Annotated in this window: 11 protein-coding genes; 3 read left to right on the top strand and 8 right to left on the bottom strand. The window is 64.6% G+C overall.

All coding sequences use genetic code 11. The features are described from left to right. The 5 genes from ACOGJB_RS10270 to ACOGJB_RS10290 all read right to left on the bottom strand — a co-directional run bounded on the left by ACOGJB_RS10270 (window position 1) and on the right by ACOGJB_RS10290 (window position 5,584). Window positions 1–1,191, bottom strand: a complete 1,191-nt coding sequence (locus tag ACOGJB_RS10270) for a hypothetical protein (RefSeq protein ID WP_419837052.1) — start codon at window positions 1,189–1,191, stop codon at window positions 1–3. A 541-nt stretch (window positions 1,192–1,732) separates the two neighbouring features. Then, complete coding sequence (locus tag ACOGJB_RS10275; protein ID WP_419837053.1) at window positions 1,733–2,254, bottom strand: hypothetical protein; 522 nt, start codon at window positions 2,252–2,254, stop codon at window positions 1,733–1,735. 56 nt (window positions 2,255–2,310) lie between these two features. Then, window positions 2,311–2,637, bottom strand: a complete 327-nt coding sequence (locus ACOGJB_RS10280; protein ID WP_419837054.1) for a hypothetical protein — start codon at window positions 2,635–2,637, stop codon at window positions 2,311–2,313. 53 nt (window positions 2,638–2,690) lie between these two features. Next, window positions 2,691–3,785 carry an IS630 family transposase gene (locus ACOGJB_RS10285; protein ID WP_419837055.1) on the bottom strand — a complete coding sequence of 365 codons (1,095 nt, stop codon included), beginning with the start codon at window positions 3,783–3,785 and terminating at the stop codon, window positions 2,691–2,693. Between the two features lie 170 nt (window positions 3,786–3,955). Beyond that, window positions 3,956–5,584, bottom strand: a complete 1,629-nt coding sequence (locus tag ACOGJB_RS10290; RefSeq protein WP_419837056.1) for an AAA family ATPase — start codon at window positions 5,582–5,584, stop codon at window positions 3,956–3,958. Between the two features lie 93 nt (window positions 5,585–5,677). On the opposite strand from ACOGJB_RS10290, the gene ACOGJB_RS10295 reads away from it, so the two are divergent. Further along, on the top strand, window positions 5,678–5,965 hold the full coding sequence (locus tag ACOGJB_RS10295) for a hypothetical protein (RefSeq protein ID WP_419837057.1): 288 nt from the start codon (window positions 5,678–5,680) through the stop codon (window positions 5,963–5,965). 312 nt (window positions 5,966–6,277) lie between these two features. On the opposite strand, the gene ACOGJB_RS10300 is transcribed toward ACOGJB_RS10295, so the two are convergent. The 3 genes from ACOGJB_RS10300 to ACOGJB_RS10310 form a co-directional block, all read right to left on the bottom strand. Continuing rightward, window positions 6,278–8,107 (bottom strand): hypothetical protein, encoded by a 1,830-nt coding sequence (locus ACOGJB_RS10300; protein ID WP_419837058.1) that lies wholly within the window; start codon window positions 8,105–8,107, stop codon window positions 6,278–6,280. A 105-nt stretch (window positions 8,108–8,212) separates the two neighbouring features. Beyond that, window positions 8,213–8,545 carry a hypothetical protein gene (locus ACOGJB_RS10305; RefSeq protein ID WP_419837059.1) on the bottom strand — a complete coding sequence of 111 codons (333 nt, stop codon included), beginning with the start codon at window positions 8,543–8,545 and terminating at the stop codon, window positions 8,213–8,215. Between the two features lie 297 nt (window positions 8,546–8,842). Continuing rightward, window positions 8,843–9,913 carry an ISL3 family transposase gene (locus ACOGJB_RS10310; protein WP_419837060.1) on the bottom strand — a complete coding sequence of 357 codons (1,071 nt, stop codon included), beginning with the start codon at window positions 9,911–9,913 and terminating at the stop codon, window positions 8,843–8,845. Window positions 9,914–10,496: 583 nt separating this feature from the next. Between ACOGJB_RS10310 and ACOGJB_RS10315 the strand changes: the two genes are divergently transcribed. Together ACOGJB_RS10315 and ACOGJB_RS10320 are read left to right on the top strand one after the other, a co-directional pair. Further along, on the top strand, window positions 10,497–12,647 hold the full coding sequence (locus ACOGJB_RS10315) for a DEAD/DEAH box helicase (RefSeq protein ID WP_419837061.1): 2,151 nt from the start codon (window positions 10,497–10,499) through the stop codon (window positions 12,645–12,647). Further along, window positions 12,634–13,323: a DUF2290 domain-containing protein gene (locus ACOGJB_RS10320; RefSeq protein ID WP_419837062.1), complete on the top strand. Its 690-nt coding sequence runs from the start codon at window positions 12,634–12,636 to the stop codon at window positions 13,321–13,323. The genes ACOGJB_RS10315 and ACOGJB_RS10320 overlap by 14 nt, the downstream gene beginning before the upstream one ends. Window positions 13,324–13,350 lie beyond the last annotated feature (27 nt).

Raw genomic sequence — 13,350 nt, forward strand, 5'->3', positions numbered from 1 at the left:
TTATGCCATTTGGGGCCAAGCGGCCCGGTATCGATGCAGGTTGTCTCTGGCTTCGATGATCTGATCTTGAGCGAGGCCGTCCAAGCGAGGGACGCGGACTTGAAGTTGGATCGTCGTGCCGCGCCACGGCACCGGAACCGAACGCTTCTGGACATGCGGAGCCGATTCAGCAGAGCCAACTGCAGGCACACGTACCGCAAGCTGAGCCGCAGCTCGACCGTCACTGAGGTCATCCTCAGACGTGACGGTGATGGCTCCGCCGGCGAATCGAGCGAGGTTGTAGAGGCACCAGAGTCCGGCACCATTGTGGCCGTCGACCGCCCGGTCAGTCAGTCGACTTCGCAAGACGCATTCCACGATGTCCGCAGCCTCGACTCGGTTCAAAGAGTCCGGGTGTTGCCAGCGCATGGTTCGCGGGATTCCAAAGCCGTTGTCAAACGCCAGGAAATGAAGCCGATCACAGCTATCCGTGCCGCCGGTCGTCAGACTCACAAGCAGGCAAGAACGCGATCGGTCGACTATCGCGGGTCCGAGCCAATCCGATCTGAATTCAGGGTCACGCAGGTTGAATGCGTGTGTGGAGATGTTGTCCAGCACCTCCGCGAGAGTTTCGCAGGTGGTTGACAGGAACTCCGAGCGGAGCGCATCGCCCTTCCGGCCCTGAGGCCGCGGGACCGCCTTGCCGAGAAATGGGAAGGCGGCGGAGCCCTCGTAGCGACGGAAGTACCCAGATTCGGCCCTTGAGTGCGTGTTGGCGTATAGATACACACGTTCGGCGAGCCGCGTCCCTGCGGCCTCCTCGAGCAGGACTGGAACGGGTCCCCGTCGAGGAGCCCAGATGCCCTCGCTGGAGCTGACGGCCTTCGCGGAGGCATCGTCGTGTGATGCGAATTCAACTGGTCCCCGACGTTGCGCGAGTGCAAAATAGAACGCTCCGCGTAGAAGCTGCATCCGGGCACTGGGTGCCTCCGGTAACGCCACCCGGATCGGAAGGTCACTGAAGCGCCCCACGAGAAGATTGCTGACCACCGCTAGCCACGCCGGACTGAGCCGACGTCGGGACGCGTTGCCCAAGTCGAATCCGGTGAGGTCCAAGCGCAACCGGGTGCCAGCGGCGCCCGCACGGCGAAGTGCAGCGAGCAGGCTTTGAACCTCGCCCTCTCCCGTGCCGGCCACTTCGTGACTGATCATTCGGACATCCAGCAGAGCACGATCGCAGGCTATGTCAACGGCCCGCGCCCCGCACACATCTGCACTGTTTGAAGGAGGCTCTGATTGTTGGGAGGGATAGAGCTGCAGCGAGCAATGGGAGGTATGCCGCTGGGTGAGCGGGCGGTGAGGATGGTGGTCGACCATGAGCGTTGCTACGGTTCGAGACGGGGGCGATCTGCTCGATCACTGACAGGCTCGGGCCGTCTGCGGTGTGGGCTTCCGGTGTGGGCTTCCCCCCAACCGTGGAGAGCCGGCCAGTCGGCATCGGCTTGTCCGTAATCGGCCGCGCTGATCATTCCTGCACAGCGCAGCGGCACCTGCACCTGAGCTGCCGGATCCGCTGACGCAAGACCGAGGGATCGGCGAGTTACCGAAACGGGCCAGCATTGCAAGAACCGGACGGACACATGTGACGCGAGGGAGCCCCGGGGCACCCGCCCCGGGGCTCCTTCGTTGTCGGCCTTCGCCGTTGGGCAGCAGGGCTGCCTGTTCGGTTCGGGCCGGGTGTGCAGCAGGTTCGCTAGTTGCGGGCCTTAACGTTGCTGCTCACCGAGATGCGGTTCTCGCTCTTGGCGTTCTTGTCCTCTTCTACCGGGTCATGGGTGCCCGATGTCGGGGCGGCGTCGGCCGCGTAGCCCAGAGCGACCTCCTGAGACGGGTTGATCGTCGGGACCGGTGGGTTCGCTTCGGTGTCGGCGTCCTGGCCGCCGTGGCCGGCGGCGGCGGCGGCGGCGGCGGCGAGGTCGCGTGCCATGGGCAGCAGGCCCACCACAGCGGTCTCGCCCTCATAGCGCACCTTCTTCGTCGGACCGGTCACAGCTGTCTGTTCGGTGGAGGCCATGGACAGGCCGCCTCCCGCTTCGGTACCCGTGTCTCGCTGGGCGTCGGCGCCGATGGCGGCGTCGGTGTTGCCCGCCTTCGCCCGTGCCGCCGCTGCGGCCAGCAGGTCCCTCAGCAGCGCATTGTGCGCGGTCGTGTCGACTGCCGAGATGTACCGGTTGAAGTCGGCCTCGATCGCGAACTGGGTGCGACCCGCGTTCATCGCCGCCGCCGAGACATTCCTGCACGTTGACCCGCGGCTACTGCTTGGCAGCGGGCCTACGTGCCCAGTGTCTGATTGAGCACGTCGATTAGCTCTGCGAATCGATCCAGCGTTGCGTCAGTCATTGTGATGTCGGAGTAGCCCCGGAGCAGTGTCTCGGCGACCTCGCCGTGCACGAACTCTCCCTGCTGGTTCTCGAGTCGCTTGACGATGCGGTCACCGGGTGGAAGGTCGCTCTTTGTCAGCGATGCCGCGAAGGTCTTGTTGTAGAGATTCAGGTAGTCGTCTTCGTCGAATAGATCCTCAATGTCGGCGTTGCTGGAGAGTGCCGCGATGCTCGTCGGGATCAACCGGTTGGAGCTGAGGAGGCCTCGTTCGACCATGCCGGCGACTCGCTGCATGCCTCGCGCGTTGGCATCAACGAGAACGGTGACGTCTAGTGTCCTGAGTGGGGAATTTGTTGTATATATGCGGCCATGGTGTCGAAGATCTCGTCGGCGGTCTTGTGCCAGGTGAATGGCCGGGGGTCGTCGTTCCAGTTTTGGATCCAGGCGTTGATGGAGTCCTTGAGCTCGGCGACGCTGCGGTGGGTGCCGCGTTTGAGCCATTTGGTGGCGGGTTCGGAGAACCATCGCTCGACGAGGTTCATCCATGAGCTGTAGGTGGGTGTGAAGTGCAGGTGGAAGCGGGGGTGGCGCCCCAGCCAGCGCTTGATCGCGGGTGTCTTGTGGGTGGAGACGTTGTCGAGCACGATGTGCACGTCGAGGCTGTCGGGGATCTCGTTGTCGATCTGGTTCAAGAACTTGCGGAACTCCTCGCTTCGGTGGCGGGCGGTCATCGAGGCGATGACTTTTCCCGAGGCGGTGTCGAGGGCGGCGAACAGGTCGGTGGTGCCGTGGCGGCGGTAGTCGTGGGTGCGCCGCTGGGGGGTGCCGGGCATCAGGGGAAGGATCGGCGCGGTGCGGTCGAGGGCCCCGATGCCGGTCTTTTCGTCCACGCACAGCACCACCGCTGCCTCTGGGGGGTTCAGGTACAGGCCCACCACGTCGCGGACCTTGTCGACGAACTGCGGGTCGGGGGACACCTTGTACTCGTCGACGAGATGCGGCTTGAGCCCGAACGCCCGCCATATCTGGCTCACCGCGGTCTGCGACACGCCTGCTGCTTTGGCCATCGACCGCGTCGACCAATGCGTCGCGTCCGCCGGGACGGTCTCCAAAGTGCGCACCAGCACATCCTCGATCACCGCGTCGGTGATCTTGCGCGGCGGGCCCGGCCGCGGGTCGTCGGCGAGCCCGTCGAGGCGCCGCTCGGCGAACCGCTTCCGCCACTTCGACACCGTCGCGGGATGACAGCGCGCCTCCGCGGCGATGTCATTGTTCGTCCGACCGTCCGCGGCGCCCAGCACGATCCGGCACCGCAGCGCCAAAGCCTGCGACGACTTGGGCCGCCGCGCCCACCGCTCCAAGGTCTCCCGTTCCTCGCTGTCGAGCACCACCTCCACAGCCGGCCGTCCCCGTCGAGCACCCATCACAGACTCCGATCATCGCCGAAGACCCCATGATGGCGCACCCCAAACCAAAACGCGACTAACTCCCCACTCGGGACACTAGGAGACTGCTGAGCAATTCCCGGATCACCCCTTTGGCCCGAGCAAAACCGCAGGTCAGAGACTTGCCGTAGGTGCCGAAACCGAATAAATCAGCAGTCTCCTAGGTGAGGGCCGATCAGACTGACGAAGGTCGGAATGTTGGTCGATCCACCGGCTGGCAGGACTCTCCAGCGTGCATCAAGCTGCGATCGACCTGTCGCTCCACACAACTGGCTCATGATCGTGAGATAGATGAAGTCGGACGTCCCCTCGACCAAGAGGTTGTCCGGCCCGACGAACAGGTTCTGGGCGATGTCGTAGCCGAGCGCCGCTTGAAGGGGGAACAAGCTGTCGGCGTGGGCTCCCATCACGTCCGTGGTCGCGATCGCGCCCGAAGGCGGGCCCAAGTCCTCGACGATCCTCACCCGCTCCAGTCGACCCGCCTCAACCATGAAGGGAGAGTGGGTGGTGTACAGCACTGGCGACTCGGGCGCCAACCGCTCATTGATGAACCGCAGGAAGTCCGCTTGGGCTCGGCCGTGAAGAGTAAGCGCCGGCTCGTCGAGCAGCACGACCGGCTGATCCTGCCGTTCGAACTCACTGAACGCCGCCAGGAAGGAGAAGAACCACTGGAATCCGGATGATCGTTGGGAAAAGTTGTTGGAGTACCCGGTTCGATTGTCGGAGAGCCGAATGTCAAGGAATCGCGCGACGGCAGTTGTGCCGTTCTGTCGTTGGACGGTTTCCTTGTCAACGTCGATCACGACTCGAAGGTCGGGATTCTGCTTCCAATACTCGAAGACCTGGTTGGTCAGGTCGATCTGCACCGCTTCGAGCTCATTGCGCCGTAGCTCGTAGTCATCGTTCTGAAGCTGGTCGAGTTCGGTCCCTGACAGTTCGAGCAGCGCTCGTGCGGCCTGAAGACCACTTCGCGCGGGGCCGTCTGCGTCGTCCCCGGCGAGTTCGGCGAAGTCGATTCGACCGGGAAGGGTCGAGTACTCCGTGAAGCGGAAGAACTTCGGCAGATGCGGCTCGAGGGCGCTCACCAGCCGTTCTTTGATGCTGCTGCTCTCAAGACCCTCATTCGCGAGGACGGCTCTTGCCTCGCCGATGTCCTCGCTGCGGAGACCGGACTCCCTGCCATCGTGCTCTGCACCAGGTTCGTGCTCATCGTCATCTTGAACGGCACTCGGCTCAGATTCCTCGCTATCCGGGACAAGTGCGGCAAGGGCATCCCTGAGGCCGTCCAGCGTACCCACGTCCGAGAGCGCTCTCGCCACCGGCGACGCGAACTCGCTCGACAGATGCCGAACCGCAGATGTCTCCGAGAACGCCAAGTCCCAAGTCCTCTCACCGCCGTAGTGCCTCGCCACCGTGACCTCGCGACTGGTCAGGACTTCCCCTCCGAGGATGCCGGCGACTTCGTTCACCTCGTGATCCTCAAGTTCGAACGTGATGTCTATTGGAGTTGCATCGTTGAGGTCGCCCTGTCGTCGGTCTTGAACGGTGAGCCACCTCGGATACTGATCTTCGACGCTGAACGAATCGTCGTAAGCAGGATTGAAGAGGTAGAGCGCTTCAAGCAGAGCCGACTTGCCGGCCTCGTTCTTGCCGACAAGACACGTCACCTGGTCCTCGACCAAGATGACACCTGAGTCGACAACGTTCCGGAACCTCTTCACCTGAAACGACTTCAAACGCACCCTGCACCTCCTGCGACGTTGCGTCCTGCAACACACGGGCCATTCCGCTTCACCGCATCACAAAGTGCCCAATCTATTGGGAGAGGGTGCGCAGGCCATGTTGGCCGAGCCAGTGGTTGGGGCCTCGTCATGACTCGGAGGGCGGCAGGTCCGCTGCGCCATCTGGCTTCTCGCGACGCGTTCTTGCTCTCGCGGGTCGTCGTGGCCTCGCTGACCGCAGCGGTGCCGCCGACTGCGACGATCCGCAGGTTCAGCTTGTTGCCGCCGACCGCCTCGGGCGTCGCCGCAAGACAATCGCTCACCGAAGCCGGAAGGCTGTCGCCGACGACCAGCGGCGGCACCAAGCAGCCGCCGGCAAGGCTCGAAGCCAACCCAGGGGCCGCGGCCACGCCATCAGGGTTGCCGCGCACCAGATGATTGGTTCTCAGAGGTGGTGGGCTCTCCTCAACTGGCGAGGGTTGGTCAGTCGGTGTCTGCTTGTACGTAATCGGCCGCGCTGGTCATCGCTGCACGGCGCAGCGCAGCAGCACCTGCACCTGAGCTGTCGGGCTCGCTGACGCGAGACCGAGGGACCGGCGAGGTACTGCAACGGCGCAGCGCAGCAGGATTCGAACGAACAGATGTGACGCGAAGAGCCCCGGGGCTGTGACCCCGGGGCTCTTTCGTTGTCGCTCTTTGCCGTTCGGGCGGCGGTGCCGCCTGTCCGGTTCGGGCCGGTTGTGCAGCTCGCTAGTTGCGGGCCTTGACGCTGCTGGACACCGAGATCCGTCGCTGCGAGGCGCCGTTGCGGGACTCGTCGGCTGGCTCGTTCGGGGCGTCGTTTGCGTATCCGACGGCTACCTCGTCGACGTTGCCTCGGGCTTGGTCGCCGGCCAAGTCGGCGTCGGCGTCACTGGCTGCCTCGGCGCCGGCCAGGATGGTGACCAGGTCGCGTGCGGCGGGCAGCCGGTCCAGCACCGCGGCTGTCCCTTCGTAGCGCACCTTTTGGACCGGTCCGGTCACCGCATCCGGAGAGGCGAGGTCGAGCCCGCCCCCAGCCTCGGTCCCATCTGAGCCGGCGGGAGCGAAGCGAATGCCCGAAGCGTCGTTGGTGAGCTTCGAGCGTCTCGCTGCCGCGGCCAAGATGTCCTCGAGCAGCTCGTCGTGCACTACAGACGCGATGTAGGCGTTGAAGTTCACCTCGATCGCGAACTGGGTGCGGCCGGCGTTCGTCGCCGTCCCCGACGCGCCCCGGCCTCCGGCCGTGCGCGCCAGCGGAGTGGCCAGCGACGCGGTGCAATCAGCGATTCTCGCGGCGAACCTCGAGTCGAAATCGGCGTTGCCGCGCAATGCGGCCAGCAGATCGGCAGTCGTGGCGGGGCCGTTCACCCAGCGCACCGTCACCCGCTTGGCGCGGGTGACGACGCGCACGTCGATGTCTGTCGCCTTCGACGCGTTGTAGCCCGACGCCGTGTCGAACAGCATCGACCAGGCATTGCCCGCAGCTCCCGCAGCATCGCCGGAGCCCTTCGCGTCGATACCCAACACCGTGTCGCCTCCCGACGCGACCGGCGCGCCGAACCGATTCGACGTCGGCACCGTCCACGAGTTCTGGGCGGAGTGGGTCAGCTCGCTCATCAAGACCGAGCCGGCACGCGGACCCCGCTGCGCCTTGACCGCCGACGCCGACGTGCCCGTGCTCATGTTGCCCGCCGCGTCAGTGATCTGGCCGGGCTCGGCCGTCACCCGGCCGCCGACCTCCAGGTTGCGGCCGATCGTCACCGTCACCACAGCCGACTTGGCGCCGGCTGTCACCGTCGGCGCCGGAGCAGAACTGATGACGTTGGTGGACTCGGTCCCCTTGCCCGACGCCGCCACGAACGTGAAGCTGTCAGGGCCGATGTCGCCCCCGGCTCCTTCAGCGAAGCCGCCGGCATCGGCGAACGTCACCGTGAACGTCGCCACAGGCGTCGACCGTTCCGCGATGCCCAGAACCGACGTCGACGGCCGTGTCCGGTCCGGTGCAGGCTTCGTCACCGACGCGGACGCAGACGTGACCGTGCGCTTGTGCGAACCGGTCCCGAACGTGCGACCCGACTCCGCGACCGACACCGTGTCGCCCGCCGCCAGCGCACGCCCCAGCGTCACCGTCGCCTTGCGGTTCAGGCACGAACCGCCCGCCGTCGTGGCCGTCACCGCAGACACCGACACCGGAGCACCGTTCACCTCGATGATGTCGCGCAGCTTCGCCGCCAAAGCATCGTTCGCTGCGTCGCCCGAAGAACCCGCAGCCTCGATGTCATCACCGAAACACAGCGAGACATGGCTGCCGGGCCGCACCGGGTCATCAGCATCGGCCATGCCGTCACCGTTCGAGTCGCCCTCATCCGCATCAGCAGTGGAAGGATCATCGCCGGCCGCAATGCTCACCGACAACGCACCCGCCGACGACGCCGCGCTGAGCGCAGCAGTGACACCAACCGCGACGATCCGCAGGTTCAGCTTGTCGCCGCCGACAACCAGCGGCGAAACCAAGAGACCGCCCGCAAGACCCGAAACCAGCACAGGCGCCGCGACCACACCATCACGATTGCCGCGCGCCGCCGCACGCCCGTTCGACCGGGAATCCTTCCGCGGCCATCACCAGCCGACGGCGCGACATCGGACACGACGCGAGCGAAACCGTCAGGGGTGCGTGTGTGCGTTCTGGGCGGCCTCGAGGCGCGCAAGCCGGTCTGTGTGATCCAGCAGAATCCCGTTGATCTCCGTGAACCGAGCATCGGTCTGAGCGAAGCGCTCGTCCATCCGGGCGAAACCCCGGTTCATGTCGGCGCTTCGCGTGCTGAAGCCCACCGCTGCGAACACGAACACGCCGCCGATCAACGCGGGCACCAGCAGCGAACGCCGCTGTGCGCCTGCCTCGGCTCGCGGCACCTCGGACACGCCGGGGACGCCCTGCCCATACGGCGAGACTCCCGGCCCGTTGGGGCCGGTCTCGGTCTCGGCACGGTCGGCCACAGATGCGATGGTAATCACCGCCGCTCCCAAGCCCAGCACGCGCGCCCCGACGGCACGCGCCCAGACACCGCAGAGGCAGCGTCGAGCGGCGCCCAAACCGTTTTCGGAGCCCTGGTCGAACCTTCCCTCGACGGTGCGGATGGGTCACTTCTGGAGACTGCACGCGTCGGGTGACACATCAATCGGCGGCGCTGCGCGTCACCCTCAAGCCCGACGGACAGCTCCTCGCGGGCCGGAACGAGCAAGCAGAGCCCCGGACGCGAAGAGCCCCGGGGTCGAAACCTGGCTCTTCGTGTTTTAGCGTGGAGTGAGGGTGTCGAGCAGGGTCCAGTCGGGTTTGCCGGCATACAGCAGCACTCGGATGCGGTAGTGGTCGAAGTTGGTGTTCCCGAACGACACGCGCTTGATCAGTTTCGCCAAATTGTTGGCTGCCTCGGTTGGCCCGTTGGTGACCTGTGAGCGGTGCCAGTTCGTGATCTGGGTGCGCCAGGCGTGCAGGGTGCGGCCGAGCCGGTTCAGCTCCGGGGAGTACGTGTTGTCTCGCAGGTCGCGTGACAGCTCGTCGAGGGCTTCGAGGGCGATTTCATGGTCGCCGATGCGGTAGGTCATGCGAAGGGTTTCTTTGGCGTGCCATGCGTCGCGGACTTCGCCGTGTGGGTCGCCGGCGGCGAGCAGGCCGCGCAGTTTCGCCTCGCCGCGTTCGGTGACGCGTTCGTGGGCTCGGTGCAGCAGCCGCCGTATCCGATACAGCGGGTCGCCTTTGGTGCCGCGTCCGCCGGTGGTCTCGTTCTGGACGCGTCGGCGCACGTCGTCGACGGCCGAGTTGGCGAGCTTGACGACATGGAACGGATCGGCGACCTGGATCGCTTTGGGCAAGGCGTCGGTGAACGTTTTGCGATAGGGCCCCGACAGGTCCATCACACCCCAGCGCACCTGCTGTCGCCACCGCGAGGTGCGCCCGCGGATCCAGCGGGTCGCTCCGTTAGCCCTTTTGCCTGGGACTATGTCGAGCAGTTTGCCTTTTCGGGCGTCCACGATCGTGGTGCCCCACTGCTGTTCGCGGTATCGGCCGCGGCGGAACATCAAGATCTCGTCGAGCCCCAAAGCGGTGACGCCGTCGACGCGGCCGGCGTCGGCGTCGAGCAGCGCCTGGCCCCACCGGTGCACCGCTGCCATCGCGGTGTGCCAGTTGCATCCCAGCTCGGCTGCGATCTCTTTGATCGCCCGTCCATCGCCCACCCGGCGAGTCGCCAGCGAGCAGCCCGAGCGGTCATGCGCCCCCTCGGCGGCGCGATCTGAGAGTCCTGATCGGTGAACGTGCCCACCGCACACGACCCATGGGGGCACCGCCAGCGGTGCTTGTTCCACACCAGCCGCACCGGCCGGCCGAACGCGGCCAGGTCAGCCATCTTCACCTTGCTGGTCCCGTGCACCCACACCGGCCCACCGCAACCCCCGCAGCACGGCCGGCGGGTCAACTCGATCTCCACCTCGAGCGGGCCGCCGCGTCGGGCACGAACATCGAGCACAGCCACACCCGGACCCAAACCGACAATCAACGACAACGCACGCGTAAGGTCAACAGCCACAGGGATCCTCCCGAATCAGGGCAACAAAGCACCTCCGATTCTGGGGGATCCCTCCCTATCCAGCCCGGACCCTCACAGCACTACTCCACGCGCAAACGCGAAGCGCCCGAAACCTCGGGGCTCCTTCGTTGTCATTTGGGCAGAGGTGGCCGCGGGCTTCGAAACCCCGGAACTGGTACGCGAGTGACCCGATCCGTTGACGGCCGGCCATCATCAAATGAGGCGACCCGATCCGCCGCTGGCGTGATCGAGGCACTTCTCCACTGAGCTGGCACCTCCCGCTCATTGGAAATTCGGGGGCGGCGGCCGACACGCCCACCCTAATGTGGGCGGTCGAGGCTCTCGAGCGAAGGATTTAGGACATGCCGCTTGAAATCGTGTACGGCGAGAGCCGAAATCGAGCGATCGCCCAGGCGTTGGCCGGACAGCTGCAGCCGGTCATCGAGGAGGGAACCGTCTACTTGGGCTACCCGGTGCTGACGACTGCTGACCAGCGTGTCGAGATCGATGCGCTGCTCGTGAGTCGTGCTCACGGACTCGTCGCGTTCCTGCTGGCAGATTCGATGCCGGGCTCGGACGAGGAGTGGGAGGACGTCTACGCCGAGCAGGATCGCTTGTTCGCGATCCTCGAGGGTTATCTGAGTCGCCATGAAGGTCTACGGGAAGGACGGCGCGCAGCCGTAAGTCCCGAGACGGCAACAGTGTTTGCTACTACTCCGCCTTCCAAGTCACGAAGCAAGACCGAAGGCGTCTACCTCTCGATGGAATCCGTGCGGGACTGGGTGCTGGCTCTCTCCCCAATCAGTGAGGAGCTTGAGAGGAACTTGCAGGCAGCGCTGCAGCGAGTCGCGACAATCAAGCCGGCCAAGAGACGCAGCTCGGTCACGAAGGACCATTCTCGGGGCGCGATCCTCAAGGAGATCGAGAGTGGGATCGCGAATCTCGATCGGTGGCAAAAGACCGCAGCGATCGAGAGTCCAGAGGGGCCGCAGCGAATTCGCGGACTCGCCGGTTCTGGCAAGACTGTCGTCCTCGCCCTGAAGGCTGCCTACTGGCACTCGCAGCATCCCGACTGGCATATAGCGCTGACCTTCCACTCCCGCGCCTTGTACCAGCAGATCGATGACTTGGTGACTCGATTCACGTTCGAAACCACGAACGACAAGCCTGATCAGAGTCGACTCCGAATCGTTCACTCATGGGGGTCGAGCGCCCGAGTCGGTGTGTACAGCCTGATCGCATCTGCGCTTGGTGAACCTGCGAGGGACTGGTCGTATGCGAGCGGCAAGTATGGGATGGACGACGCGTTCGCGGGTGCATGCCGCGAACTCCTCAATGTCGCGGGCTCACATGACGTCCAGCCGATATTCGACGCAATACTGATCGACGAAGCGCAAGACCTGCCGCCAGAGTTCTTTCAGCTCGTGTACCTCTTCACCAAGCACCCGAAGCGGATTGTCTGGGGCTACGACGAGCTGCAGAAGCTCTCAGAAGCGGCCATGCCCACCACCGACGAGATGTTCGGCACTGGCCCGAAGGGTGAGAGCTTGATCAGCCTGACCTGGTCCGACGGAGAACCCATGCGCGACATCGTCCTCCCGATGTGCTATCGCAACACGCCATGGGCGCTGGCAACCGCCCACTCGCTCGGTGTCGGCGTCTACCGGCACGAAGGGTTGCTTCAGCATCCCGACGAGCCGACCCTGTGGAGGGACGTCGGCTACAACGTCGTGCGTGGGCACCTTGCCCTGGGGTCGCCGGTGACCTTGGAACGTTCAACCGCGAGCTACCCGCAGTACTTCCCGAATCTGCTCACTGCTCGGGACTCGGTCGCGGTACGATCGTTCCCGACCCGGGACGAGCACGACGCGTGGATCGCGAGCGAGATTCACCGCAACCTGGTTGACGACGAACTGGAGCCGGACGACATCCTTGTCGTCCTGCCGGACGCCTACAGGGCGAAGTCCCGCGCTCCGCATCTGATGCGACAGCTCAGCCGTCACGGGATCCAGTCGCACCTCGTCGGAGTGAGCACGAGCGCTGACGAGGTGTTTCAGCCTGAGTCTGTTGCCATAGCGCACATCTACCGTGCGAAGGGCAACGAAGCGCCGATGGTGTATGCGGCCGACAGCCAACACGCCATCGGCCAGTTCAACGCAGTCACGAGGAGAAACAGCCTCTTCACGGCCATCACTCGAAGCCGCGCCTGGGTCCGCATCACCGGCTGGGGAGAGCAGATGGGTCCGATACAGCAAGAGATCGAGACCATCTTCTCCAAGAGCTTCCAACTCCATTTCACGATTCCGACGAGCGACGAGCTGGCGAAGCTGCGACACATTCATAGAGACCGACCTGAAAGCGCAGAGAAGTCACTCCAAAAGGCGACCAAAGCCATCGCTGCGTTCCTCGAGGCGTACGAGCGCGGAGAACTGGACCCGCTCGACTTGCCCCCGGCACTTCGGACCAAGCTAATCCTCAGCCTCCAATCTGACTCCCCGAATGTCAACCGTTAGAGCCGTTCGGGATCAGATTCGCAACGCGCTGGACTACATGCGTGAAGCGGAGTTGGCGCAATTCACCACCGAAGTCTCCATGGGTTCGACGGAGGTGTCGTGGCACCCACTCAACCGCATAGGTCTGTTCATCGAAAGCTACGGACATCCGACGGTCGACCAGTACATGACATGGCTCGAGAACGGTGACTACTCGGCCCTTCTCTATGACGGCAGCCTCATCCAGGTCTCCTACGAGGTGGAAGGCGGCGAGGTCTCACGGCATCGCCTGTGCTACTTCCCATGCCCCTATGACCTCGACCGCAATCTGCTCAAGGAAGGGATGCCGGTAGGCGACGTAGTCGAACTCTGCCGGGATTCCGATGCAGTCTTGCGTTCGCCCATTCGATTCGACTTCGATCGTCAAGCCGCAACCCAGGGGCACCCTGCGAGCCACTTCACCATCAACGGCATCAACTGTCGGATCGCCTGCGTTGCACCGCTTCACGTCCTGCGGTTTCTCGACTTCATCTTCCGCCAGTTCCACACGCAGCTCCACGCGGCCCACCGTCCGTTCTTCGCGACAGCTCACGCGCAGCACATAGGGCGACCGTCGCTGGGGAATGATGATCACAGGCAAGTTCATCTCACATGGGATGTCCATGCGACGGCGACTGGCGGAACGATCGGGAGATAGAGGATGAATCTGAAACTGACGGGTTGC

The organism is Candidatus Poriferisodalis sp. (genome assembly GCF_965208895.1).
Taxonomy (GTDB): Bacteria; Actinomycetota; Acidimicrobiia; order Acidimicrobiales; family Poriferisodalaceae; genus Poriferisodalis.